This is a genomic window from Pontiella sulfatireligans (assembly GCF_900890705.1).
In the GTDB taxonomy this organism is placed as follows: Bacteria; Verrucomicrobiota; Kiritimatiellia; order Kiritimatiellales; family Pontiellaceae; genus Pontiella; species Pontiella sulfatireligans.
The window spans coordinates 1,785,596-1,811,075 of sequence record NZ_CAAHFH010000002.1; the positions used below are offsets into that span (position 1 = coordinate 1,785,596).

Annotated in this window: 20 protein-coding genes; 5 read left to right on the top strand and 15 right to left on the bottom strand. The window is 55.7% G+C overall.

Translation table 11 applies throughout. The features are described from left to right. The 4 genes from SCARR_RS20410 to SCARR_RS20420 all read left to right on the top strand — a co-directional run bounded on the left by SCARR_RS20410 (position 1) and on the right by SCARR_RS20420 (position 7,747). On the top strand, positions 1-2,793 hold the full coding sequence (locus SCARR_RS20410) for a hypothetical protein (protein ID WP_136063496.1): 2,793 nt from the start codon (positions 1-3) through the stop codon (positions 2,791-2,793). 242 nt (positions 2,794-3,035) lie between these two features. Next, positions 3,036-6,611 (top strand): sulfatase-like hydrolase/transferase, encoded by a 3,576-nt coding sequence (locus SCARR_RS20415; protein ID WP_136063497.1) that lies wholly within the window; start codon positions 3,036-3,038, stop codon positions 6,609-6,611. Positions 6,612-6,651: 40 nt separating this feature from the next. Then, on the top strand, positions 6,652-6,804 hold the full coding sequence (locus tag SCARR_RS28345) for a hypothetical protein (RefSeq protein ID WP_168433482.1): 153 nt from the start codon (positions 6,652-6,654) through the stop codon (positions 6,802-6,804). 247 nt (positions 6,805-7,051) lie between these two features. Beyond that, positions 7,052-7,747: a hypothetical protein gene (locus SCARR_RS20420; protein WP_136063498.1), complete on the top strand. Its 696-nt coding sequence runs from the start codon at positions 7,052-7,054 to the stop codon at positions 7,745-7,747. Positions 7,748-8,045: 298 nt separating this feature from the next. Here the strand turns inward: SCARR_RS20420 and SCARR_RS20425 are convergent, their stop codons facing one another. The 15 genes from SCARR_RS20425 to SCARR_RS20490 all read right to left on the bottom strand — a co-directional run bounded on the left by SCARR_RS20425 (position 8,046) and on the right by SCARR_RS20490 (position 24,480). Further along, on the bottom strand, positions 8,046-9,026 hold the full coding sequence (locus SCARR_RS20425; protein WP_136063499.1) for a transposase: 981 nt from the start codon (positions 9,024-9,026) through the stop codon (positions 8,046-8,048). Between the two features lie 680 nt (positions 9,027-9,706). Next, positions 9,707-9,874, bottom strand: coding sequence for a hypothetical protein (locus SCARR_RS28350; protein WP_168433483.1), 168 nt, complete (start codon positions 9,872-9,874; stop codon positions 9,707-9,709). 710 nt (positions 9,875-10,584) lie between these two features. After that, positions 10,585-12,831, bottom strand: coding sequence for a DUF2357 domain-containing protein (locus SCARR_RS20430; protein ID WP_136063500.1), 2,247 nt, complete (start codon positions 12,829-12,831; stop codon positions 10,585-10,587). Next, complete coding sequence (locus SCARR_RS20435) at positions 12,828-13,787, bottom strand: transposase (RefSeq protein WP_136063501.1); 960 nt, start codon at positions 13,785-13,787, stop codon at positions 12,828-12,830. The genes SCARR_RS20430 and SCARR_RS20435 overlap by 4 nt, the downstream gene beginning before the upstream one ends. Before the next feature lie 68 nt (positions 13,788-13,855). Continuing rightward, positions 13,856-15,349 carry a hypothetical protein gene (locus tag SCARR_RS20440; RefSeq protein WP_136063502.1) on the bottom strand — a complete coding sequence of 498 codons (1,494 nt, stop codon included), beginning with the start codon at positions 15,347-15,349 and terminating at the stop codon, positions 13,856-13,858. 916 nt (positions 15,350-16,265) lie between these two features. Continuing rightward, positions 16,266-17,066: an HD domain-containing protein gene (locus tag SCARR_RS20445; RefSeq protein ID WP_168433484.1), complete on the bottom strand. Its 801-nt coding sequence runs from the start codon at positions 17,064-17,066 to the stop codon at positions 16,266-16,268. A gap of 69 nt (positions 17,067-17,135) precedes the next feature. Further along, a complete protein-coding gene (locus SCARR_RS20450; RefSeq protein ID WP_136063504.1) occupies positions 17,136-17,675 on the bottom strand; it encodes a hypothetical protein in 540 nt (179 codons plus the stop codon). Positions 17,676-17,684: 9 nt separating this feature from the next. After that, on the bottom strand, positions 17,685-19,124 hold the full coding sequence (locus SCARR_RS20455; RefSeq protein ID WP_136063505.1) for an NAD-dependent malic enzyme: 1,440 nt from the start codon (positions 19,122-19,124) through the stop codon (positions 17,685-17,687). A gap of 136 nt (positions 19,125-19,260) precedes the next feature. Beyond that, a complete protein-coding gene (locus tag SCARR_RS20460) occupies positions 19,261-19,833 on the bottom strand; it encodes a LemA family protein (RefSeq protein WP_136063506.1) in 573 nt (190 codons plus the stop codon). A 3-nt stretch (positions 19,834-19,836) separates the two neighbouring features. Further along, entirely contained in the window at positions 19,837-20,550 is a 714-nt protein-coding gene (locus SCARR_RS20465) for a nucleotidyltransferase domain-containing protein (protein ID WP_136063507.1), read from the bottom strand. Positions 20,551-20,643: 93 nt separating this feature from the next. Beyond that, positions 20,644-21,402: a TPM domain-containing protein gene (locus tag SCARR_RS20470; protein WP_168433485.1), complete on the bottom strand. Its 759-nt coding sequence runs from the start codon at positions 21,400-21,402 to the stop codon at positions 20,644-20,646. Between the two features lie 50 nt (positions 21,403-21,452). Further along, positions 21,453-22,247 carry a TPM domain-containing protein gene (locus SCARR_RS20475; protein ID WP_136063509.1) on the bottom strand — a complete coding sequence of 265 codons (795 nt, stop codon included), beginning with the start codon at positions 22,245-22,247 and terminating at the stop codon, positions 21,453-21,455. Positions 22,248-22,311: 64 nt separating this feature from the next. Next, on the bottom strand, positions 22,312-23,289 hold the full coding sequence (gene amrS, locus SCARR_RS20480; RefSeq protein ID WP_136063510.1) for an AmmeMemoRadiSam system radical SAM enzyme: 978 nt from the start codon (positions 23,287-23,289) through the stop codon (positions 22,312-22,314). Continuing rightward, complete coding sequence (locus SCARR_RS20485) at positions 23,273-23,635, bottom strand: YajD family HNH nuclease (RefSeq protein ID WP_136063511.1); 363 nt, start codon at positions 23,633-23,635, stop codon at positions 23,273-23,275. The genes amrS and SCARR_RS20485 overlap by 17 nt, the downstream gene beginning before the upstream one ends. Next, positions 23,632-24,480 (bottom strand): TIGR01777 family oxidoreductase, encoded by an 849-nt coding sequence (locus tag SCARR_RS20490; protein ID WP_136063512.1) that lies wholly within the window; start codon positions 24,478-24,480, stop codon positions 23,632-23,634. Before SCARR_RS20490 ends, SCARR_RS20485 begins: the two co-directional genes overlap by 4 nt. Positions 24,481-25,235: 755 nt before the next feature. Here SCARR_RS20490 and SCARR_RS28355 point away from each other — a divergent pair. Beyond that, entirely contained in the window at positions 25,236-25,412 is a 177-nt protein-coding gene (locus SCARR_RS28355) for a hypothetical protein (RefSeq protein ID WP_168433486.1), read from the top strand. Positions 25,413-25,480: the final 68 nt, after the last annotated feature.

Below are 25,480 nucleotides of genomic sequence, written 5' to 3' on the forward strand. Positions count from 1 at the left end.
TTGAACTGGTTAAAGAAAGTTACCGTCTATTTTGTGTATTGGCTGGCGACCGGAGCTTCGGCTGAACTGCTGGTCGGGTGGGATGGCGGCGTTGTCTCGGAGAGCGCAACCAACCGCACCGGCATTTCCGGAAACCTGTGGGCAGGCAACCTGTTTGAGGTGGATGGAAATGTCGGTTCTACCGATGGTTCGTTCGGAAGTGTGTATAACGGCGCATCGGCGACCGCAAGCGCCTATGAAGTGAGGCTGTCGGTTCCGGGCTCTACGGATCGGGTGTCGGTTCAGGTGATGAACAATACCGGCTCCAGCCTTCAGCTCGATCAACTTCATTTCGATTATGCCGCATGGTGGAGCAGCAGCCCGCTGGATGTGCACGTCTCCTATGCCTATGGGAATCTGGACATAACCGACGCGACCCCGGTTGAAACCGTATCTTCAAGCAGTGCCTTGAATGGCAACACCGGGGACTACGAAGATTTCGACGTCGCCCTGGCCGGGCTGGCGGACTCGGTTTTGGAGGATGGCCAGAGCGCAACCTTCATGCTGACCGCATTGAATGCCGACGGGGCGACCAGTTCCGGCGCGTTTGACAATATCGCTGTTTCCGGCGCGTTGATTGTTCCCGCCGACGCGACGCTGTCCGTTGATGTGTCCGCGGCGCTGCATCCAATTTTAAAAACCGCGATGGGCACCGGGCTGGTCTATTCCTGGTATGCGGATTCGATGTTTGCCGACGGAGAGGTGTCTCACATCATTCAGGATATTGGTCTCGGCGCGCTGCGCTGGCCGGGCGGCACGGTGGTTACCTTTTATCATTGGGACGACCTCAACGGTCAGGGATGGACGGATTCCTGGAACCCTGCTTATGACACGGCGAACGATCAGGCGCCGGAAAACTATATGGATCTCGACGAGTATCTCGCCGTGATCGATGAAACCGGCGCGGACATCATGCTGGGCGTCAACATGAGCTCGGGAATCGAGTGGGACCGCGAAACCGAGGCCATCGCCGAGGCCAGCAACCTGATGGTGTCCTGCCAGTCGAAGGGGTACGACGTAAAGCATGTCTATTTCGACAATGAAAACTTTCAGCCCGGCAACAATTACAACCGCGACGACGACAACGATGGCGAGGCCTGGAACGCCACGCTGTACGCCCAGCAGTTCAACCTCTATGCCGCGGCGGTCAAAGCAACCTTCCCGGACGCAAAGCTGATTGCCAATGCCCGCAACAATGTTACCGGCCCGGCATTCCTTTCGGAAATGCAGGCCATGCTCTCGATTGCCGGAACCAATATTGATCTGGTCGACCTTCATTACTACTGGCAGTGGGACAACGCATCGTGGGATCTTTGGAAAACCCAGCTGCCGATGAAACGGACCGGCTCCTCGCAGACCTATCAGGATTCGGTGGAACATGCCGATGCCATATTTTCTTCCGAGGGGTATCCGGACATTCATCCCGTCGTGCTGGAATGGAACATCGGCCCGGGACCCTGGACGACCGATGCGGATCACAACAATTTTAAAACGGCTCTGATGCAGACCGAAATGCACATGCAGTTGCTGGCCGCCGGCGTGGAAGTCGGCCTGTTGTATGCCTTGGAGGGCAACGGTCTTGATCCTGCCGAAGACAAGAACGTCATCCGCAACGGCGAGCCAAATGCGACCGCACTTTGGATGTGGCTGTTTTCTAAAGCCGCCGGCAAAACCGTGGTTTCGTCCTCTGTCTCGGCGGATGGAATTTATGGCTTGGCGCTGCAGGGCGGCGATGGCGCACTGGCGGTCTATCTGCTCAATAAAACCGATAGCGACCTGACGGTGGAGCTCGACCTGGACGGGGTTGACGTGAACGACATCAGCGAGGCGTGGCGCTTTCTCGACGGGGGCGACGGCGAGGGCGAGCTCCAGCAGATCAGTCTGTGGGAGATGGGCGGCAACAACCGGACCACGCTGAAAGCCGACACGCTGAATATGATTCTTTTCAATGATCCGAATCCCGATGAACCCGCCCGCCCGGAGATTTCATCGAGTGTGGTTATGCCGATTTCCGACGGCCTGCTTGCCGGATGGCACACGGCCTCCGGAGATCCGGATGTGGCCGCCGCCGGCATTTCCGGGGAGCTGCTGACCGGCAGCCTCTTCGATGTAGACAGCAGCGCCGGTTCAACCGACGGTTCCTTCGGCACGTCGCTGGATGGCGCATCCACAGAGTGGACGGCGTATGCGGTCCGGGGAACCAACGGATCGGATGCGGTCGTGTTTTCGGTGGTCAACCGGTCGGGCGCGCCGGTGCGGCTCGATGCGATCCATTTTGATTATGCACGCTGGTGGGCCGACTCCCCGAAAGATATCGCGCTGGTGGTTGACTCCGGAGATCTGGACGGCGTCACCAACGGAACACCGGTTCAGTCTGCCGCGGATCTTCCAAACTTTGGGAAAACCGGAGATTTCGATGATTTTGACTGGTCGCTTTCCGGCCTCCCCGATCAGGTGCTGGCCCACAATGAAGAGGTTTGGTTCCGGCTGAGTGCCTCCAATGCCTTGACGGCATGGGCCGCCGGAGCGTTTGACAACATCGCTGTATCGGGCGGCACGGCTTCGACGGTCACCGATTTGGTTTTGGTCGAATGGCGCGCGGAGACCGGCCGGAAATATACCGTGATGGAAACCGGGAACCTGGTTTCCAATGATTGGAACGCGGCGGTTGAGATGGATGTCGCGTCTCCCGGCACGGTGTCCGTTCCGGTAGAACTGGACTCCCCCCGCTTTTATCGCCTGGATATCCAATAGCTGGCTGCTTCATATTCTGTGGAGAGGGCCTGAGAGGGAGAATTGTTGACAGGACCATTCCCGCACAACGGTTAAAAAACAGTCCTGTTATCCGATACGCCATGCGCCACAAGGCTAAGCTCCCTATAGATTCCTCTAGGTGACAGCCGGGTTGAGTAGCGGTATCTTCTTAACGTAATTGTGCGAAAGGGCGCTGTGAGCAGCGGGTCGGGAAACTTAAAGCTAACTGAGAAAATGTGAATATGAAGATCGGAAGATACACATACCGCCTGCTCGCAGGAATGTTACTGAGCGGGTTACTGCCTGTTTTAGCGGCGGAGACCTCCTCGCCGAAACCGGATGTACTGTTTATTGCCATCGACGATATGAACGACTGGATCACGCTGTTCGACAAGAACAATCCGATCCAGACCCCGAACCTGGAGCGGCTGGCCGCGCGCGGTTGTTTCTTCACGCGGGCCTACTGTACAGCCGCCGCCTGTAATCCGTCCCGTGCCTCGATTATTACGGGATTGCGCCCGGAGACGAGCAAGGTCTATGGCAATAACGACCCCTGGGCCCGTTTGGTGCCGAATGCGCTGACCCTGCCGCGATGTTTCAGTCAAAATGGATACGACGCGCTGGGTGCGGGAAAAATCTTCCATCATGGGCCGGCCGGGGTCGACCGCAAAGACGCGCCGTCGTTTGATGCATTCCAAAAACTGAATCTCCATCAATTTAAGCCGGACCGGAATTACAATGGCTACACCCAGGCCATGGGAAAAAAAGTCGGCAGTCTTTGGAAAACCGGATGGGACTGGGGTGAGCACAATGCGCCGAAACAAACCGATGAGTATACCGTTGAGCATGTGAACCGGGTGATGGCGGAGCATGCCGGAAAAAAGCCGCTGTTTCTGGCGGCGGGTATTTTCCGGCCGCATCTTCCCTTCTGGGCGCCCTCTGAATGCTTTGCGCGCTATCCGATGGAAACCCTGTCCATGCCGCTGATGCCGCCGGACGATATGGATGATGTTCCACAGGCAGGACAGGATTTCACCAAGACTGAATCGTTTATATGGGAAAACACTTCCCGGAAAAAACCGGGTGATCCGGGGAGCCTCAAGAGAATGGTTCAGTGTTATCAGGCGGGCGCTGATTATGCGGATCAAATGATCGGGCGGCTGCTGGATCAGCTCGATGCCACCGGACGTGCGGACGACACCATTATCGTACTGTGGTCCGACCACGGGTACCATCTCGGCGACAAAAACCATTGCGTCAAATTTACGCTTTGGGAAAAGGCGAACCATGTGCCGTTTATTATCGTTGCTCCCGGCGTCACCGAGCCCGGTTCGCGCTGCGGGCAACCCGTCAGTCTGGTCGATATCTATCCGACCCTGGTCGAATTGGCGGGCATTGACTGTCCTGCTGAGCTGGACGGAACGAGTCTTGTTCCGCTGTTGAAAGATCCGGGGATGGAATGGGAGCGTCCGGCGCTGATGACCTGGTTGAAAGGGAATCATGCGGTCCGGTCGAAGACCCACCGGTATATCTGCTATGCGGACGAAACGGAGGAACTGTATGCGGACAACGATCCGTGGAACATCACCAACCTGGCCGGGCGGGCGGAGTCTGCGGGGGTGATCGCGCAGCTTAAACCATGGATTCCGCAAAACGCCGTTGCGGGCGGAAAGCCCGCTGTGAAGAACGTCCGGGGCGTGGATGATTCCGATGCCTTGGTGATTGCCGACTTCGAAGAAGAAACGTATGGCGACTGGCAGGCGGAGGGCCGCGCTTTCGGCCAGCGGCCGGCCGTTGCCGATGTGTCCCCGCCCAACAAGGTTGTCGGCCAGCGGGGCCGCGGCCTGGTGAATACATATCTCGGCGGAGACGGCCCAACCGGAACATTGACATCTCCGGCGTTTACGATTGAACGCAGTCACATCAGCTTTTTAATCGGCGGCGGCCATCACCCCGGAGAGACCTGCATCAATCTTCAGGTTGACGGGAAAACGGTTCGAACCGCAACAGGCCGCAGTCGAAAAAACGAGCAGATGCGCGAAGTTCTCGAGTGGGAGTCCTGGAATGTCGCCGATTTGCTGGGCAAAAAGGCTGTGCTCCAGATCGTGGATCGTCATGCCCGCAGGTGGGGTCATATCAACATCGATCATATTGTTCAAAGCAACCGGCGTCCACAGACGCTCTGTGAGCCGGTCGCCAGCGCCGTTTTTGAAAAGAAACTGACGGTGGATGGACGCTATCTGCGGGTACCCGTTAAAAACGGGCCGACCAAAAAAGGGGCACCCGTTTTTCAGCTGATGGAAAAAGGCAGAATGGTTCAGGAGTTTCGTGTGCTCCTGCCGGAAGACACCGAAAAAACGGATTGGACCGCATCGTATCCGATCGATGCTTTCGAGGGGAAAACGCTGGTTCTGAAAAGCCGGAACCCTTTGCCGCGGAAATACCTGGCGGCGGCGAATCAAATGGTTGTAGCCGATGAAATTGCGGCCGACCGTGATGGCTACCGCCAGCCGTACCGGGATCAGTTTCATTTTTCACCCCGGCGCGGATGGAACAACGATGTCAACGGGCTGGTTTATAACAATGGAACCTATCACCTGTATTACCAGTATAACCCGTTCGGCATCTACTGGGACAATATGCATTGGGGCTATGCCACCAGCACGGATCTGGTTCACTGGACCGAACACGGCATTGTTCTGTTTCAGAACGGCCTGCGCGACATGATGTTTTCCGGCGGCGGATTTATCGATGTCGGAAATACGTCCGGACTTTCAACGAACGGGGAGCCCGCTCAGTTTGCCGCATTTACCAGTACGGACCGGGGTGAATGCCTCGCGTACAGTCTGGACGGTGGGAGTACGTTCATCGAGCTGCCTGAAAATCCGGTGGTAAAACATCGGGGGCGCGATCCGAAAATTATCTGGTATGAACCAGATCAAAAATGGGTCATGGCTGTGTTTGATGTGACAGAAAAAATGTTGGATCCGCCGCCGATGGCAGGCGTTCCCGATAACAAACGGCATAACAGTATTGCCTTTTATTCGTCAAAAAACCTGAGGGAATGGACCTTTGAAAGCCGCTTCGTTCATGCGGACCGCAACGCGATTCACGAGTGTCCGGAACTGTTTGAAATTGCGGTTGAAGGGCGGCCGGATGAAACCCGCTGGATCGTTTATGGGGTTCAAAACCGCTATTTTATCGGCGCCTTTGACGGACACCGGTTTGTTCCGGAATCGGGCCCGTTTCCCGGCGAAGCCGGAATCGGCCGGGCTGCGCAGTTGGTCAGCGATGCTCCGAACGACCGCAAAATCCAGATGATCTGGGCTCATGAGGGAATTTACCCGAACCGCTGGCCCGGGCAGTGTTTCTCTCAGGGTTTTCTGGTTCCGAAAGAGGTGACCCTGCGCGAGACTCCGGACGGGCTTCGGTTGTTTTTCTATCCCGTCAAAGAGTTCGATGCCTCCCGCGGGAAACAGATGGCATCGTTGAAAAATCCGACCCCGGAAACCGCCGGTCTGACCGTGCAAAAGCATGCCGGGAAAATACTGGATGTGATGATTCGCTATGAGCTGGAGCCGGATGCCGTTTTGACTCTGACGGTCAACGGGCAGCCGGTTTCCTCCTCCGGCAGCGGATCGTTGCGGGTTCTCGCGGACCGCACCATCACGGAGGCGTTTGTCAATGGAGGAGAACAGGCCCTCTCGTTCCGCCGGGAAGAGGATGGCTTTGAGGACAACCGCTGCCGGATTGAGCTGTCGGGTGGCGGCACGATTTCTGAACTGACCGTTTTTGAGATGCCGTCTGCCTGGAAATAAACGGTATGAACTTAAACAAATTGTACGAAGAGGAAATGTCGTGAAGAAAAGAGGTTCAATAATTCTTGTGTATCTGCTGGCGGGAATCTGCGGAACCACTTGGTTTTACCATGCACATCTGCAACGTCAGGATGACAAGAGCCTGACCTACAGTGCGGGTACCAAAGGGAACCTGCCGCACGATCCTTCCTAGGATGCCGGTGGGATTGAGTGGGTTGGCGAAACAACCGAACCGGGGTCCTTCACGACCGCAACCAGCCCATGCTTGAATTACCTGACGCCGGGGAAACATTACCTAGAGATATCTCTAGGTGGCGGTTTGGCAGGGGATGCGTTACCTTTTATCGATCAACTCTGTAGAGAGAAGCATGTGGGTGGCTTCGGCGGGTGCCGGTCTGAAGATTGAGTTTCATCTGGGGTGGAAATAAAAGGAGAAAACCATGAAACGGAATATAAGTATGGCGTTAGCGGTTTTAGCGCTGTGTGGCGGCGCTCAGGCGGAGCTTTTGATTGGCTGGGATGGTGGATTAACAGGTTCTTCGGCCAAAAATGTAGAGGGGATTACTGGAAATCTATGGGGTGGCTCTCTGTACACTGTTAATACCTCTGCGGGGTCAGAGGATGGGACTTTCGGGCCGACAGAAACCGGTGCTTCCACAGACCTTACAGCCTATGAAATCCGGACGGTTGTTCCGGGGAGTACTGATACGCTGGGTATTCAGATTATCAACGGTACCGGTCAAGATCTGACCCTGGATAAATTGGTGTTTGACTATGCAAATTACTGGGGCGGGGCGCCATCGACTCTTACGATCAGCTATGCATATGGTGCATTGACGGGGATTGCCAATGGTACGGTCATCAAGACATTTTCAGACATTGGAACCAATGGCGGCTTAAAGGGCGACTACACTGATTATGAAGTCTCCTTAGCCGGGTTGGCGGATTTTGTGCTGGCGGATGGTGAGAAGGCGACGTTCAACCTGGTTGGATCCGATGCAAACGCTGGTAGTATCAGCGGTGCTTTCGACAATCTTGGTTTTACGGGAACCGTGGTTCCGGAACCGCAAACGCTCAGTCTTCTGACCGTGATGGCTTCGGGATTGTTTGGTTTGCGGCGTATATTCATCCTGTAGCCTTCCTCAGGCTGTCCCCATCGTCTTAGGTGTGCTGCCTGTGGCCCAAATGCCGCAGGCAGCGTGTGTGTAAAGGACGGTTCGGTGGATGTTTCCGCCTTCCGGGACAGCCCGGATAAAGCATTGGGAAAATGGCACGAAGCGCTCTGGAATGCCGAGACCGTTGCTCTGCTCTTCCGCAAGAACCGCCGGGAAAAGGGTCGCCCATTCTCTTCGAGTTCAGAAACCAGCTCTCCCGTATGGGCCGAAATAATTTTGAGGCCGACCGACGTGCCATGAAAAACTATGGATGGGTTATTCACGATTCCTGACCTGCTTTATTATTTCCATCCGAACAAAACTGCTCCACCAGTAAATTGGCTTGCTCACAACTGGCGCGGGTGGCATCCGTCATTTCATTTGGAAAAGTTGAAATCCACAGGGCACGTTCTTCCAGAAAACTCCTCGTCCAATCAGCCGGAATTGATTCAGGCACGCCCATCGGTAACATCCAGACAATATGTGCAGTGCCGGCCCGCAGCACATTCAGACAAGACCGCTCCCCGGGCGAAAAGAACGTGCTGCAGACCACGCCCTCAAATGCGGCCAAATCGCGTTGCAATTGGGCAACGTCCTCCTCCGAAGAACGGCGCGAAACCCGCAAAGCCATCCGCGGAACATTCATCTCAAGCAACGCCAGGTTCCCCTTGTAAAAACGGCCCTTAAAGCTCCCTTGCGGAACATCCCTCATCGCCCAGCGCCGCGGATTAGCCCGCACATAGTTTTCCCGAACCGCCAGCTCCTCTGCATCAAAACAAATCACATCATAATAATTAGGGGCCCAGACCCGCGCCGGTTCTTTCTCGCCATGCTCATGTTCTTTCCCGCCATGCCCCTGTTCTTTCCCGCCATGCCCCTGTTCTTTCCCGCCATGGCGGGAGACCCCATAAGCTCCCTCCGACCGCCGCCACTCCCGCGTCACTGAACCCTTGAACATATTCACCACTTCGCCCAAGCCCTTCTCTCCCGGCCTCACAATCCGAATCAACCCGTGAAAATGGTTCGGCATAACCTGCCACGCTCCCAGCTCAATATGAGTATAATGTTGTGGAATCTCGCTCCAACACCGATCAACCAGTCGACCCAGCTCATTGGGCAGCATCTCGCCCCCCTCGACCCGCCCAAAAAGGGGACGATGATAATCGGCACCCAGCGTAAGAAAATACCAGCCGGGCCGGGAATAGTCGCGCCCATCCATCCGCAGCTTCTGCGACATGCTCTGTTTGATCTCGCGCGCCATGTGTACCTTCTCCAACTCAGTCTCAATTCTTTCCCGCTACAGCGGGAGCTCCCCTGCCAGCGGGCACCCTACGCCTCCGCAAAACTGGTGAAGCCATGCTCTGTTTGATCTCGCGCGCCATGTGTACCCTCTCCAACTCAGTCCCAGTTCTTTCCCGCTACAGCGGGAGCTCCCTTGTCAGCGGGCACCCTACGCCTCCGCAAAACTGGTAAAGCCATGCTCCGTTTGATCTCGCGCGCCATGTGTACCCTCTCCAACTCAGTCCCAGTTCTTTCCCGCTACAGCGGGAGCTCCCTTGTCAGCGGGCACCCTAAGCCTCCGCAAAACTGGTAAAGCCATGCTCTGTTTGATCTCGCGCGCCATGTATACCTTCTCCAACTCAGTCTCAGTTCTTTCCCGCTACAGCGGGAGCTCCCTTGTCAGCGGGCACCCTACGCCTCCGCAAAACTGGTGAAGCCATGCTCTGTTTGATCTCGCGCGCCATGTGTACCTTCTCCAACTCAGTCTCAATTCTTTCCCGCTACAGCGGGAGCTCCCCTGCCAGCGGGCACCCTACGCCTCCGCAAAACTGGTGAAGCCATGTTCCTGAAGCCGCTTGCGCATGCGCGCCATGTGTACCTTCTCCAACTCAGTCTCGGTTCTTTCCCGCTACAGCGGGAGCTCCCCTGCCAGCGGGCTCCCTAAGCCTCCGCAAAACTGGTGAAACCATGTTCCTGAAGCCGCTTGCGCATGCGCGCCAGCTTTTCGAGCGCCTGCGGATAAACCGCATTCTCTGCAACCAGATCCTCGGCCATGATCATCATTTTATAGTCGCGGTAGGGACGGTCGTCACCGACCGCCCCCCGCACAGATCCGTACGTGCGACATTAACGCATACGGCTCCTACCTCAAGTAATGGCGTTTTGAGCGGAAAACCTGTATCGAAGCCATTTCCTTTTGATGCCCACTACGCAACCTGTAAATTCATTCGATGCGACTATTCGGCTCTGAGTCCTTGCCGCAGCTTCATTCACTGATTTCCTCTTGGTTGACTTCCTTTCCTCCATCTGCTCCGCAGAAACCGAAGCCTCCTTGTTCGCAAACTTCTCAGGTACTATGAAGTCATCCGACTTCTCGGGGGAACTCATCGCTGGTATTCGGCGATTAGCCTTTTCCAGCGATGCCTCTACCAGGTGCTTCAAGCTTGGCGAGCCTCCTTCCCGAGATCTCCCGATTTCCGCGCGGAGAGTGTCCACACAGGCCAAGGTTCTTTGACTCCGCCAGAGTGGTATGCCACTCGCGATTACGCGGCATTCCATTTCGCGTCCCCTGCAGTCCACTGGGTATGCCATCTGGTAACTGGTGATTTCGGAGCTCAATAATTCGGCTTATGCTTTCCCCTGTCAACGCTTCGCCACGTCCTCGCGGATCGTCGACGCATGACTCGGGGCCATTGTTTCTCGCTAAGATTTCAATGTAAGACTCTTTCATTCTCTACTCTCCGCCGACTTTAATCGGCGCTTTCGGACCGACCCCTTGCCCGCTTCGCAGGCTTAGATCGCTCCGACCTCAAGACCAGCTATCGCTTTCGCCTTGCCCCAACCATCAAATCACTCAATGGAATTCCTTGTTCGGGGATTGCGGAATTATGACCCTCTCCGATTGCTTCGATTTTGGAGAGATCCCAATCATATGCGAAAAGAGGATCATCAGGATCTAATGGAGCAACATCGTAGACGAGATAGTAGGGCTGGGATCCATTTTTAGGATATCCCTTTTCCAATAACGTTTCTGAGGAAAACACGCGTGGCCCTGCGGATGTTATCCGGTACAGTCGGCCACCTCCTCGATAGTCACCGCTACCATGAAGCAAAAGATAGGACGCCCCCGCCACAGATTCATGCAACCGCAACGAGCCCCGGCTTTCCGTTCGGAAATTGTAAAGACTCGATGACTCCACCCAATCCCGATATTCCGGGCCTTTAAGCCATCCGTGCAGCACATAGGTTTCGGCAGACGGTCTTGATCGAGTGACCGCTCCCCATTCCGGCAGCGCTTCGCGCACCGCATCCGGTGGCTCGTCTTTATGGATGCGATAGGTGTGATAGGTTTGCTGCTCGCGCTGGGTTGTGCGGTTGCAAACGTGCGCAACCACCTCCTTGAAAAACCGTTCAACAGCGAAGGACCCATCGTCCGAATCATTGGGCCGAAGCGGAAATGCCCCGAGGCCGGGCAGCAGTTCATGGAACCCGCGAAACGGCATCTGTTCCTTTTCGCTTCCGGGATAAAGCACATAGGCCCCCGCGGATCGGCGGATCGCATCCCGATAAGCGTGCATCTTCAACAGGTCCGCCCGCTTATAATTCCCAGAGCGTTGCGCCGACTTTTCTTCGTCTAAATCCTCATCTTCTTTACCGAACAACTTGGTGAGACTGTCCACCTTGTACTTTGCATCAAAATGAACATGCGTGATCAATTCCTGCTCTTCGGCCTCGGCTTGAGTAAATCCGTCCGGCCAGAGCGACAACGTATAATCGGGACGCATCTGCCGGCTCCATGAGCCTTGCGCGGGATACTCGCCGGCAACGCCAAAGGTCCGGTTGTAGCTAAACTCCACATGCAGCCGGCGCCCGGCTCCGGTATAGACCCCGCGGATCGGAAGCTGCTTGCCGGCCTTCAGCTTGAGCACCAAATCCTTATCGTTAATCAGATCTTCAACGGGTGGATTTTTCAGCTCGAAAAGACCCGCAACCAGATCCAGCAACTTGAAAAAGACCCAGTATTCGTAAAGAGCCGCCACATCGCGCTTGCCGCCTTCATACACATCATCGCCGCCGTCCCAGCTCAGCCTTGCTGCCAGTTCAAACAGCATCCATGCGCGCAACACCTGACGGTAGCCCTCCTTGCGTTGGAGAACCGGACTGTTTAGCGGAAGCAGCTCCGGCAGCGCAACCTGCTTGAACACATCATGTGAAATAGTTACTTCCAAATCGTTAATCAGCCCGTCAATCTCCGTCCGCAAGCCGGGATACTTTCCGTTTCCAATGACCGGAAACTTTTCGAGCAAATCTTCCAGGATCTGGAGAAACATGTTCAACGCATGTTTAACAAACCGGTTTTCCGGCGTGTCCACCGTATCGCGCTTATCGCGTATTTCGATTCGCTCGGGAATGGTCGTCATTACAGAATGAAGTGCATGCGTATCCGGCACCTCCATGCGCCGGCCCGCCGAAGCAAACTGGCGGACTTCATACCGCCCAAGACGCCGGCTCTGCAGCACATCGATCGTCCGGAACTCTTCACGCCACTGCGTATTCGGCATCGTTATGATCCGCTGCACGGCCTGCTGAAAATCCTCTCCGCCCAGCAGGCTTTTCAAAAAATAGAGCCGCTGCGCCAGCGTGGCCTCCGTGAGCCCATCGGGAATGAGCGGCTGTTCAACAGGGGATTCCAGCTGCAGCAGAAAATCGGCACACCGGTCGGCAATATCCTCGAGCATAGAACGATATTCATCTTCATAGCCCAGCTTCGTCGAACGGACATCGATATGCGTCGTTGAAACCGCTGCCCCCGTCTGCTTGTCGAGAAGCTCCAGCTTCAGCAGTCCGACATAGTTGCCCGGCTCAATGGATCCGCGGTCACTCGCATCGGCAATACGGCTGCGCCGGATAATCCCATTCTTTTCTTTAAGCTCAAAATCACAGGAAAGCACCTCATATTCATAGCGCCCATTCTCTTCGAGTTCAGAAACCCGCTCTCCCGTATGGGCCGAAATAATTTTGAGGCCAGCCGGCGTGCCAGGAAAAACTATGGATGGGTTATTCACGATTCCTGACCTGCTTTATTATTTCCATCCGAACAAAACTGCTCCACCAGAAAATTGGCCTGTTCACAGCTGGCGCGGGAGGCATCCGTCATTTCATTTGGAAAAGTTGAAATCCACAGTGCACGTTCTTCCAGAAAACTCCTCGTCCAATCAGCCGGAATTGATTCAGGCACGCCCATCGGTAACATCCAGACAATATGTGCAGTGCCGGCCCGCAGCACATTAAGACAAGACCGCTCCCCGGGCGAAAAGAACGTGCTGCAGACCACGCCCTCAAACGCGGCCAAACCGCGTTGCAATTGGGCAACGTCCTCCTCCGAAGAACGGCGCGAAACCCGCAAAGCCATCCGCGGAACATGCATCTCAAGCAACGCCAGATTCCCTTTGTAAAAACGGCCCTTAAAGCTCCCTTGCGGAACATCCCTCATCGCCCAGCGCCGCGGATTAGCCCGCACATAGTTTTCCCGAACCGCCAGCTCCTCTGCATCAAAACAAATCACATCATAATAATTAGGGGCCCAGACCCGCGCCGGTTCTTTCTCGCCATGCTCATGTTCTTTCTCGCCATGCCCATGTTCTTTCCCGCCATGGCGGGAGACATCATAAGCCCCCTTCGACCGCCGCCACTCCCGCGTCACTGAACCCTTGAACATATTCACCACTTCGCCCAAGCCCTTCTCTCCCGGCCTCACAATCCGAATCAACCCGTGAAAATGGTTCGGCATAACCTGCCACGCACCCAGCTCAATATGATGGTAATGTTGTGGAATCTCGCTCCAACACCGATCAACCAGTCGACCCAGCTCATTGGGCAGCATCTCGCCCCCCTCGACCCGCCCAAAAAGGGGACGATGATAATCGGCACCCAGCGTAAGAAAATACCAGCCGGGCCGGGAATAGTCGCGCCCATCCATCCGCAGCTTCTGCGACATGCTCCGTTTGATCTCGCGCGCCATGTGTACCCTCTCCAACTCAGTCCCAGTTCTTTCCCGCTACAGCGGGAGCTCCCTTGTCAGCGGGCACCCTACGCCTCCGCAAAACTGGTGAAACCATGTTCCTGAAGCCGCTTGCGCATGCGCGCCAGCTTTTCGAGCGACTGCGGGTAAACCGCATTTTCTGCAACCAGATCCTCGGCCTTGATCGGATCATTCTTCAGCCAGTCCCCTTCTTTGAGACAAAGGCGGATAAGCGCGGCCAGAACGGGCCCCAGTTTTTTCTTCGACCCATGAAGCTTGGGCAAAAGCTTCTGCATAATCGCCGCATCCATCGCCGCTTCAAATTTCCAGTCCGTGGAAAGTTCCTTGTGGAAATAGATAAAGCGGCAGATTTCATGGGCCGTGCGATAGCCGAATTCCGCGCCCGCCTCCTTCAGCTGCGGGAAAAACTCCATCAACACCTTCGACACCGCCTCGCGGGTGGCAGCGTCCAGCGGAACATCCTTCAGCTTAGCTGCGGTAACAAATGCCTTGGCGTATTGCGCCCCCTGCCCGGCAATCGCATCGAGGTCCGGTTTGACCGGATTGGTGAGAAACGATTGCATTTCGTCTTCCGACACCCGGAACTCAATCACGTTAGCTCGGTCGAGCACCTTCGGGCTAAACATGTAGGTGGTTTCGTCCACGTTGACCGTGCCGATCACAAACAGGTTTTTCGGAATCTTCAGTTTAGCAGGAACTTTGAGCGAGCCCTCGGCACCCCAATCCTCGCCGGTGTCATCGTGCAAGCTGATTGCCTCGCCCGACTCCATAGCCGACAGAAAATCCGCAAAATAGCGTTCCACATGAGAGAGATTCATTTCATCGAGAATCAGGAAGTGCGGCAGGTCGGGGTTTGATTGAGCCTGCAAGATCAAATCCAGCACCCCGTTATCCGGTTTGCGGTAACAACTTTCTCTTAGCGCATCCGGATAGCCCAACAGGTTTTCATTGCTCGTCCAGTCCGCCCCGACAGAAACCAATTGATACGTGCCTGAAACCGTCTTCTCGTTGTCGCGACCTTCGTCTTTTTCTGATTCCCGAACCATGAGGACGGCAAGTTTGAAAAATTCAGTATAAAATCCATGAATGTACTTCTGATACGCTGACAAAGCTCCGATGATATGACGGCTTTCTTTGGGATCTTTCCCCTCTTCTATCTCTCCATTTTTTAGAGCATGGTACCACTCGAAGATCACATTAGTTGGCAATGGGATAATTGTTTTAGCAGACCCCCTCTTATTAATCACTTCAACGACGAGGTTATTGACGCAAAGCAAATCATAATTTTCCAAAAACCCGTCTGAAGTAGCTGCTTTTTCAAGCAGTTCATACAATGATGAGTTAACTCTGGAGCACAGCCACTTAGACAACAGTCGAGCTAGCTGGGTTTTCCCAGAACCTGAAAGCCCAGTTAAAATCAGGAATTGCTTCGATAGTAAACCAGCCTGCAAACAGTGGTATTGGCTCCGGCTGAAGTAGCCCACTTCTACCACGTCATCCAACGCGGCTGACAGCACTAACTCTCCGTTTGAAACATTCACGATTATTCCTCGTTATGTGATTTTTTATTCAAATATTCCCGACAAACACCTTAACGATAAATTCATGCCCCTTTAAAATTTCGAGGTTCTTCGGCTGCACGTTTTCGTAGTCGATCAATACGTAATTATTCTTCACGCCGCCACCCCTGTTGAATGCCCGTCCGCCTGCATGCCCCCGAGTGCAATGGTTTGAGTTGTAACCAAAACCCGCACCATTCAGCAAGCATATCCCTTGAAAAGAACCCTTAAACAACATGAGTGTTTCTGTTCTCTTTTCAACAGTTCCACTGCTCTTGCAATGAAGTCAAGGTGGGCTTTTTAGCCGCACCATTGAGAAGCAATTGCGCGCGGACCTGTTCTACTGAGTTTTCGTGCTTGTTGACTTCGTCTCGCTTCGCGTGTGCCTCTTGAACCACTCCTCCGTCGTTATTCCTTTCAGGAATTATCGCTACGCGAGCGGCCATCACTCTACTACAGGAAATATGGGCAGCAAAATTAGGTGGCAGAAACATCCGACCATGCGCAGAGATATTTATCCCCCTCCATTTTTTACCTAAAACCATTCAACTGCATTAATTGACCGCGAAGACGCAAAGAAAAGAAGGTTCCTATTCTTAGCGCCTTAGTGTCTTTGCGGTCATCACCCCGGCATTTAGATGCTGACAGCGTACTCTTGCGCTACAAGCAGCACGATTTCACCCCCTTTTAAAATGCCCTGAAGATGCTTCCACACCGACTATTACAGGAAAAACCGGCCCAAACCCACCGTAAGTCAAGTATTCGTCAAGTTATCAGTCAAGCGGCGGATCCTGTTGTAGGCGGTGGCGCTGACTCCGCTTTCCGCGCGAAAAGCCCCTCTCTGCGAGTTACGGGGTCGCCGCCCCCGCCTACAACCGAAAAGGCATGCCCTGCGTAACTACGCGTCTGGCTGCTCAGAACCGGCATCCATGACACAAGCCCGCAGGCTGGAAAGCACGTTTCCCACTGCTGGAACCTCGGTTGGAAGATGCGCAGCGAAACGGTCGATGATGTTGCGGTCGCGCATGAGCCGCAGCGTGGCGGGATAGCCCATGTGGTTGGCCCACGAGAGGATCAGCAGGACAAAGTCGTTGAAGCATTTGAGATCGGAGTAGGACGGCGCGCCGCGCTGGAGAATCTTTTCGATCAGCTCCGGGCAGGGATCGCCTTCGCGGGCGAGGCTTAGGCCAATCTCCGGATGCTCGTCGAGCTGGTCGTTCTCGATGGCATCAAGGACGATGCGGTAGATGTCGAGCCGGTCGGCGTCGCGGATGAGCCTGACCCAGCGGAGATGCGCTGGAGGCAGGCTTTCGGGAATGATGCGCGCGTTGTGGTGCCGGACGCCGTCGAGAATCGCATTGCGCAGCGCGGGATCGACCTCATCGAGCAAGCCGCTTTCGCGGATGGCCTGCCAGCCGCGCTCGCCGTGGTTGATCGACTTGGCGTCCACGAAAGTGCCGTATTCTTCGAGCTGGGGAAAGCGGCCGACGTCGTGCAGGATACCGAGCGCCTCGGCGGTATTGGCCTCTTCGTCGCTCCAACCGCTGGTTTCAGCGAGTTCGCGGCAATTGCGCGCCACAAAGGCACAGTGCTCGCGCTTCATCTCCATCATATGCTTCATATCGCCGGCCTCGGCGATGTAGCCGTTGGCATATTCAATGAAGTGCCGCCGAACGGCCTGGAGCTGGGTGCTGTTCATGAAATTCATTCAGGCAGAATAATTAAGTGGCAGAATAATTTTGCCTAATCATTCTGTCGCAAGGGCGCGTTAGTAGACGAAGAGGCCGAGGAGGAGGAGCGCGATGCCGAAGGCGGTTTTGCCGAAGGCGGTTGCTTTAAAGAGCGCTTCGTTCTCCATGAACGGCTTGTTGATCTTGCGGAAATACCACGGCGACATGAGCAGCACAATGCCGTAGATGATCCAGAGGTAGACCGCAACGACCACCACAAGGCGCAGCGGCGATTCGTGCCAACGGGCGATGTGCAGGATCGGAACGGCGATCAGGCACAGAAAGCCGCCGAGCGCGCGCGGCGCGAGCAACTCCTTCATGTAGACCACGCTGGCAATGAAGACGGCCGGCGAAATCACGTAGATGTATTTTTTGTAGGCATCCAGAAAGCCCATGTTCATGCCCAGCGCTTCCTTGGCGCCGAGCACGCAGCACAGCGCCGTAAAGATCCATGCCGGCGCAACGCTGCGCGGAAACAGCTCGGCAAATTTTTTAATGAGATCAGGCCGGAAAACTCCCATCAGCCCGCCTGCCGCGGCGAGTGCTCCCAGAATTATGGCTATGGCTTGCAGCGTCATGTTATTCTCCTAAATTTCCATTTTGTAAAGGGATGCATCATCGGCCCTCTCGCGGGCGAGTCCGCTTTCACGGGCAACGCGCTCCACCTCTTGTGCGACCGCTTCGACCACGTTTTCGTTGAATACGGAAGGGATGATATTTTGTTCGTTCAGCTCGTCGGCGGGAATCAAGTCGGCAATGGCGTGCGCGGCGACGATCTTCATTTCCTCGTTGATGGCCGAGGCGTTGCAGCGCAGCGCGCCTTTAAAGATGCCGGGGAAACAGAGCACGTTGTTGATCTGGTTCGGGTAGTCGGAGCGGCCGGTGGCCATGATGCGCGCATAAGGCTGCGCGGTCTCGGGCATGATTTCCGGCACGGGGTTGGCCATGGCGAAAATGATGGGATCCGCGGCCATGTTTTTGACGTCGTCCTGCTTGAGCACGCCCGGCGCGGAGAGGCCGATGAACAGGTCGGCGCCTTTGATGCCTTCGCTGAGCGGCCCCTGTTCCATTTCCGGATTGGTCTTTTCCGCAAAGGCCTGCAGGTGCTCGTGGTCGCCGGAGCGGCCTTTATAGACCGCGCCGCCGAGATCGTAGCCAACAATGTTTTTTGCGCCGGCCTCCAGCATGATATTCGCGCACGCGGTTCCGGCGGCGCCAATGCCGCAGATGACGATTTTGAGGTCTTCGATCTTTTTATCGACGATCTTGAGCGCATTGAACAGCGCGGCGAGCAGGACAACAGCGGTGCCATGCTGGTCGTCGTGGAAAACGGGAATATCCATTTCCGCTTTCAGACGCTCCTCGATTTCGAAGCAGCGCGGCGAGGAAATGTCCTCCAAGTTGATGCCGCCGAAAGTCGGCGCCAGCAGCTTTACGGTTCGGATGATCTCTTCGGGATCCTGGGTGTCGAGGCAGATCGGGAAGGCGTCGATCCCGCCAAACTCCTTGAACAGCTGGCACTTGCCTTCCATCACCGGCATGGCCGCCTCGGGGCCGATGTCGCCGAGGCCGAGCACCGCCGTGCCGTCGGAAACCACGGCGACGGTGTTGCGCTTGATGGTCAGATTGTTGGCCAGCGCCTTGTTTTTGTGGATGGCCGTGCAGACGCGCGCCACGCCGGGCGTGTAGGCGATGGCCAGCACCTCGGGCTTGGCGAACGACAGCTTGCAGCCGGTTTCGAGCTTGCCGCCGATATGGTATTTGAACGTTAAGTCCTCGGCGCTGAGCAAATAGACGTTGTCGACTTTTTCCAATGCCTGGATAATTTCGCGCTGGTGCGCGCAGCTGCTGGCTTCGATTAAAATGTCGCGGACCGAAGCCTGCTCCGTACGGGAAACCAGATCGATGGTGTCGATAATGCCGCCCGCCTCGCCGATCGCGGCGCTGATGCGTCCAATAATTCCGGGTTCGCGCGGGATCTGCAGGCGAACCAGAATGCTATAGCTTGGGGAGGGGTTGATTCTCATATGGGCACTCAATTCCTGAAATTAAACAAACGGCGAATAGTGCAGGCCGCGCGAGACCAGTTCAAGCACGGATTAAGCGTTTGAACAGAACGGGCGGCCTGTGCGGCCACCCGTTCCAACCCCGGGGAACCGCTGCCTAAAACTCGACCACGGGCGCGGCGGAGGCCTGAGGGGCGGCCTCGAACGGGGTTTTCTTTTCGTAGCCTTTCATGCCGGCCACCATGGAGCCGGGATATTTGCGGATCATCTTGTTGTAGGCCGCAACCGACTCGTTGTAGCGGCGGCGCTCGACAGAAATCCGGTTTTCGGTTCCGGCCAGCTCGTCCTGCAACGCGAGAAAGTTTTGGTTGGCCTTCAGATCGGGATATTTTTCGACGACGACCATCAGGCGGCCGAGCGCGCTTTCGAGCATGCCGGCGGACTTGACGCTCTGCGCCGCGTTTCCGGAGGCCTTGGCGGCGCCCCACTGGCTGCGCAGGCGCGTGACTTCCTCGAGCAGCTCCTTTTCGTGGGAGGCATAGCCCTTGACGGTGTTGACCAGGTTCGGAATCAGGTCGTAGCGGCGCTGCAGCACGGTTTCGACATTCGCCCAGGCCTGGATGGTGGTTTCGTCCCGATCAATAATTTTGTTGTTGATGCTGATGAATATCATGAATCCAACAACGACCACGGCGAGCACGCCGCCAATTCCAATAAGTGCTGCTTTCATAATTTATTCTCCCTTGTGAATGTAGGCGTCAACTGCATCGATGACGCATTCAATGGTTTTTAGATAGGTGCTGAAGAGTTCGCCCACGGGAACATCCTTCGGCTTTTTGGTTGCTTCCTTGAGCTCCTGCACCGTTTTAAACACGGCAACGTCGAACTCCAGATGGCCGGCCAGCGCTTCCAAGGCCTGGAACTTTTTCTGCGGCACGTCTTCCCCGAACAGCCGGAGCGAGGCGCGGAAAAGGACGAGGAAGGTCGAAAGCGACTGGGTCATCAGGTCGGCCACGGCTTTGGGCTTTCTGCCGGTGAGCAGATAGCTCTGCCGCAGCCGGATCAGCTTGCCGCGCAGCTCATGCTCAATCTCCAGCCGCAGGTTTTTCGTGTCGATCTCCAGCCCTTCGACAAGATCTTCGCCGTACAGCACCTTGTGGCACTCCTTGATGTCGAGCAGTTCGATCGGGAAGACATCCGTCGCCTGCGCCAGCCGGTCCTCGGTAAACATTAGCGGCGCCGGATTGCCGGCCTGCGCCCATTTGGACGCCGGCTTCGAGAGAGCGTCCAATGTGGACAAACCCAGATCTTTAGCCACAACCAGAATGTTGTAGTCGGATTTTTTGTCGACATGATCGCCCGCCGCGGCGGAGCCGTAAAGCACGACCGACTTCAAGCCTGCAGGGCAAGCCTGCTTGAGTTCTTCTACCAGTTTTTCAGGTTTCATATTTACCTCGTGATGCGTAATTCGTAATTTCCAGGTTCAAATTTCCAGTTTCAAGTTTCAAGTTTCAGGTTTCAGGTTTCAGGTTTCAAGTTTCTACCAGCCGCCACTAGACCCGCCGCCGCCGGACATGCCTCCGCCGAAGCCTCCGCCGCCGCCAAAACCGCCGCCGCCTCCGCCGGAGCTATAGCCCCCTCCCCGTCCGCCGCTGAGCAGCAGCAACATTGCGAGATGCGGATGGCGAATGGCAAAGGCGACGAACAAAACCAGCATGATAATCGTCACAAGGGGATTTTGTTTTTTGCTCCCCCTGCTGCTGCGATGGCGGTATTGGGAGGCCGCCCCCGTGAGCTGCACGCCGTATTCTTGGGCAATCTCCTGCGAAAGCGCCGCGATCCCGACCACAAGTCCTTTGCCCAGCTGGTTGGCCTTGAAGAGGGGCGTTATGACATCCCGCCGAATGGCCCCCGCGGCTGAATCGGGGATTGCGCCTTCAAGGCCGTAGCCCACTTCGATGCGCATCTTCTTATCCTTCACCGCCGCCAGAAGCATCAAACCGTTGTCCTTGCCTTTTTGGCCAATGCCCCACTTTTCGTATAGGCGCGTGGCAAAATCGTCAATCTGCCCGCCCTCCATCGACTGGATCGTTACGACGGCCATTTCTGCACCGGTTTTTTGCCGCACTTCAGTGATCATCGATTCAAGCTGCCGTTCGTCTGCCGCAGAGATGACATTGGCAAAATCGCTGACGAATCCGCGCGGCTGCAGGCGGTTCAGCAACTGCTCCGAAGCCGTTGCCGTGAGCGCCGCGGCAAGGATTCCAATGATTGGAAGTATGGTTTTAATTTTTCGCATCCGTGGACAGTACTGTTTGCTGTTATCCATTCAACCCAATTGCACCGGAACTACCAGCCGCCGCTCGATCCGCCGCCGCCGGAGCACCCGCCCCCAAAACCGCCGCCACAGCCTCCGCCGCCAAAACCGCCTCCGCCCGTTCCATAGCCGCCGGACTGCCCGCCATGGTGCTCGACCCACAAATAGTTGCCGCCGGAGCCGGACTTGCGCTTCAATTTTCTCGGATAGCCGATGAAGCATATGATTCCAAGGATTGTCAGCAGGATGGCAAACCCGGCCACCTGATAGACAAAGTCCGGTATTTCCCGCAACCTTGATTTTTCCGAGCGCGCAACCTTGAGACGGACACCCTGGCTCTTTCCAACAGTCAACGAAAGCGACACAACGCCGGCCAGCAGCCCTTCGCCATAGTCGCCCTCTTTGAAGCGGGGCGTGATGTCCTCAACACGGATACGCTCCGCGTCCAAATTGGAAACCACCTGCTCCAAGCCATAGCCCACCTCGATGCGCATCATCCGATCCTTCATCGAAGCAAGAACCATCAGGCCGTCGTTGATGCCTGCCCGCCCGATTCCCCATTTGTTGAACAGACGGGTCGAAAAGCCGTCGATGCCGCTGCCTTCCAAGGACTGGAGGGTCACGACCGCAATCTCGGCCCCGGTCTTTTGCTTGAGCTCTTCAACGACCGATCCAATGCGCTGCTCGTTCTCTTCGGAAATGACACTCGCAAAATCGTTCACAACGCCGCGAGGCTGCAAACTATTGAGCAGCCGGTCCGATGCCTGGACAGACGGGATGCAGAGCAGCAAGGCCGCAACGGCGAAGGTTTTTGGTATGGATCGCATGCAGGGAGAGTAGCGGAGCGACGGCCTCACTCAATTATAATGTGCCGGCACGATTGTAAACGGCCTATTCCCAGACACCATAAACCGGCGCATGGCAGGCGGGGCATTGGCCGTTTTTGATGCGGTTTTGGAGGATAGAGTATCCGTTGCGCTCAATGAGAAGCTCCCCGCAGCTTGGGCAATGCGTGTTTTCGCCTTCGGTGCTGTGCATGTTGCCCACATAGACGAATTGCAGGCCGGCTTCAACGGCAATTTCGCGGGCGCGCAGAATGGTGTCGGCCGGCGTAGGCGGCAGGTGCTGCAATTTGTTTTGCGGAAAGAAGCGCGAAAAGTGGAGCGGCGTTTCGACACCGAGATTTTCGGCGACCCACCCGCAGAGCTGCTTGGTTTCTTCTTCGGAATCGTTGAGCGTTGGAATGATGAGGTTGGTGACTTCAAGCATGACGCCGCACTTTTTCATAACCGTCAGCGCTTTGAGCACCGGGGCGAGCGCGCCGCCGCAGATGTCGCGGTAAAAGTCGTCGGAGAAGGATTTGAGATCAACGTTGGCGGCATCGACATATTTGCAGATTTGGCGCAGCGGATCCGGGTTGATGTAGGCGGCGGTGACGAGCACGTTCATGAGCCCGGCCTCGGAGGCGGCTTTGCAGCAGTCGAAGGTGTATTCGAAGGAAACAAGTGGCTCGGTGTAGGTGTAGGCAACGGCGGGACAGCCGCGCTTGAGCGCCATCTTCGCAATGTCTGCGGGCCGGGCGCCGGAACCGCGGGAGGCATGGAGCCTCGTCTGGGAAATTTGCCAGTTTTGACACTGTTTGCAGTGCAGGTTGCAGCCGGCGGTGGCCACGGAAAGGATTGGGGTGCCCGGAAGAAAGTGAAACAGGGGCTTTTTTTCGACGGGGTCGATGTTCAGCGAGCAAGGCTCGCCATAGGTGGTGCATCGGATCTCGCCGGCCATATTTTTGCGCACACGGCAATCGCCGGTTTCTCCCGGCGCCAGCTCGCACCCTTTCGGGCAGATTGAACATTTAGCTTTTGTTTTCATCCTTTCCTGCAACTGGAAAAAACGAGTCGAGGCCGTCGAAAGCGGAGAAACCTTCCGACTTGAAGGAATCATCGACGGGGCCGCCGTAGCCCTTCATCTTATGCTTTTCGTGCTCGTTGTCGTGGCAATAGACGCAGAGCAGCTCCCAGTTGGAGCCGTCGGGCGGATTGTTGTCGTGGTTGTGGTCTTTGTGGTGAACGGTCAGTTCCTTGAGGTTTTTGCCCTCAAACTCGCGCGCGCAGCTGCCGCACACGTGGGGAAACATTTTGAGCGCCTTGGCGCGGTAGCCCTTTTCCCGGTCGGCCAGGTCCTGCTGTATTTTCTTAAATGCGTCTGAATGGCTCATCGTAAAACATCCTCCAAAGCTGATTGCAGGTCAGGGTGGCAAAATTCGTAGCCGGCTTCGATCAGTTTTTTCGGCAATACGCGTGTGCTTCCGAGGAGCAGCGCATCGCCCATTTCGCCAAACAGGAGGCGGACGGCAAAAGCGGGCATCGGCAGAATGGTTGGGCGATGGAGCGCTTTTCCAAGGGCCTTGGTGAATTCGAGGTTGGTGGCCGGGTTCGGCGCAACGAGGTTGACGGGGCCGGAAACAACGGCGTTTTCTATGGAAAAACAGATGGCGCCGATTTCGTCTTCAAGGCTGATCCAGCTCATGTATTGGCGGCCATTGCCAAGAATCCCGCCCGCGCCCATCTTGAACGGCGGGAGCATTTTGTTGAGCGCCCCGCCTTTTTTGCTGAGCACAATGCCGGTGCGGATCCAGACGGTGCGGATGCCCGCATCGGCGGCCGGTTTCGCCGCGGCTTCCCAGTTTTTGCAGACGTCAGGCAGAAATCCGGAACCGGCGCTGCTCGCTTCATCGAGCGTTTCGTCGGCACGGTCGCCATAAAAGCCAATGGCGGAAGCGCAGATGAATACGGCGGGCTTGGAGCTGCTGGAAGCCAACTGTTCCGCAAGCTGGCGGGTGCCGCTGACCCGGCTCTCCTCGATCCGCTTTTTCTTGGCATCTGTCCAGCGCCCTTCGGCAATGCTTTCGCCGGCCAGATGCACCACGGCACCCACGCCGGAAAAATCGATGGCCTGCTCAAAGGTTCTAGGCAGCCGTCCGACTTCGTGGCCATCGGCCTGCAGATTTTCCATTAATGCGGAACCGACGAGCCCCGATGATCCAGATACTAAAACTTTCATGTGAACCTCCGTTGGTTGAAGCCTACAATCAAAAAGCGTAAAGGCAAGCGGTGTTTCTTGACGAAACCATCCTCAAACACCTACTCTTTCTACATGTTTTCTGTCGAAATTGATTAATCGGAAGGGGGGCATGATGAGTGAACAGATTAAAGTAACACTGAACGAAGACGAGCTGCTCGAAAAGTCGCTCCACTCCATGGACGGCCTACCGATGCCGTGACGTGATGCATGACGATTGAAGCGTGATAAAACAACACGGCATTAAATTTGCGAATAAAGCGACTTACAATTCAAACAACGCCGAAAGCGGCAACGGAAGGCAGTCGATGTATCCAGGAGAGAAGAAAAGCGCACTAACATGGCTGGCCCAAATTTTCGTTGGGCTGTCTGTACTCATATTAATTGGATCAATTGTCTTTGGAATCATGGTAACCCGCGATGGCGGAACCGGTTTCCGCAACCTAAGCTCCGGCGACTCCGGAAATCCGCTTTCTGTGAAAAAATAGTCCTCGTTTCTTTTTCCTTGCTCATAGGGCTGGAGCACAAAACAAATGAGATGCCATACTGCGCTTTGCGTGGATTGCCGCTTCGCTTTGCGCGGCTCATAGAGCCAACTCTACAACACGAACCGGCGTAGTATCGGCTCTATGAGCCGATTGCGCCTCCGGCACCTCATTCGCGGAATGCTCTAGAGCGCTGTCCAATACGCCGCCTCGCAAGGCGTCAGCTTATTCAAACCCTTTAAAAAATTAATCATGAGCGACAGACAATTCAAAGTCATACTCGGGACCATGGCCCTATTGGCCTTCGGCCTTTTGCTGGGCCTGCTCGGCGCAGAGCTGTCGGATGCCAGCAAGAACCGGGATGTGACAGCCGCTCCCGGTGGAGGCGAAGGTCTTAGCCTCCAACCCAGGCTGCTCCTGAACGATTGAATCTAAAAGCAGCAGGTGCGGTTTTTATACAAATTCCAGCGGAATCGATGCTAGACGGAGCGCAGCGG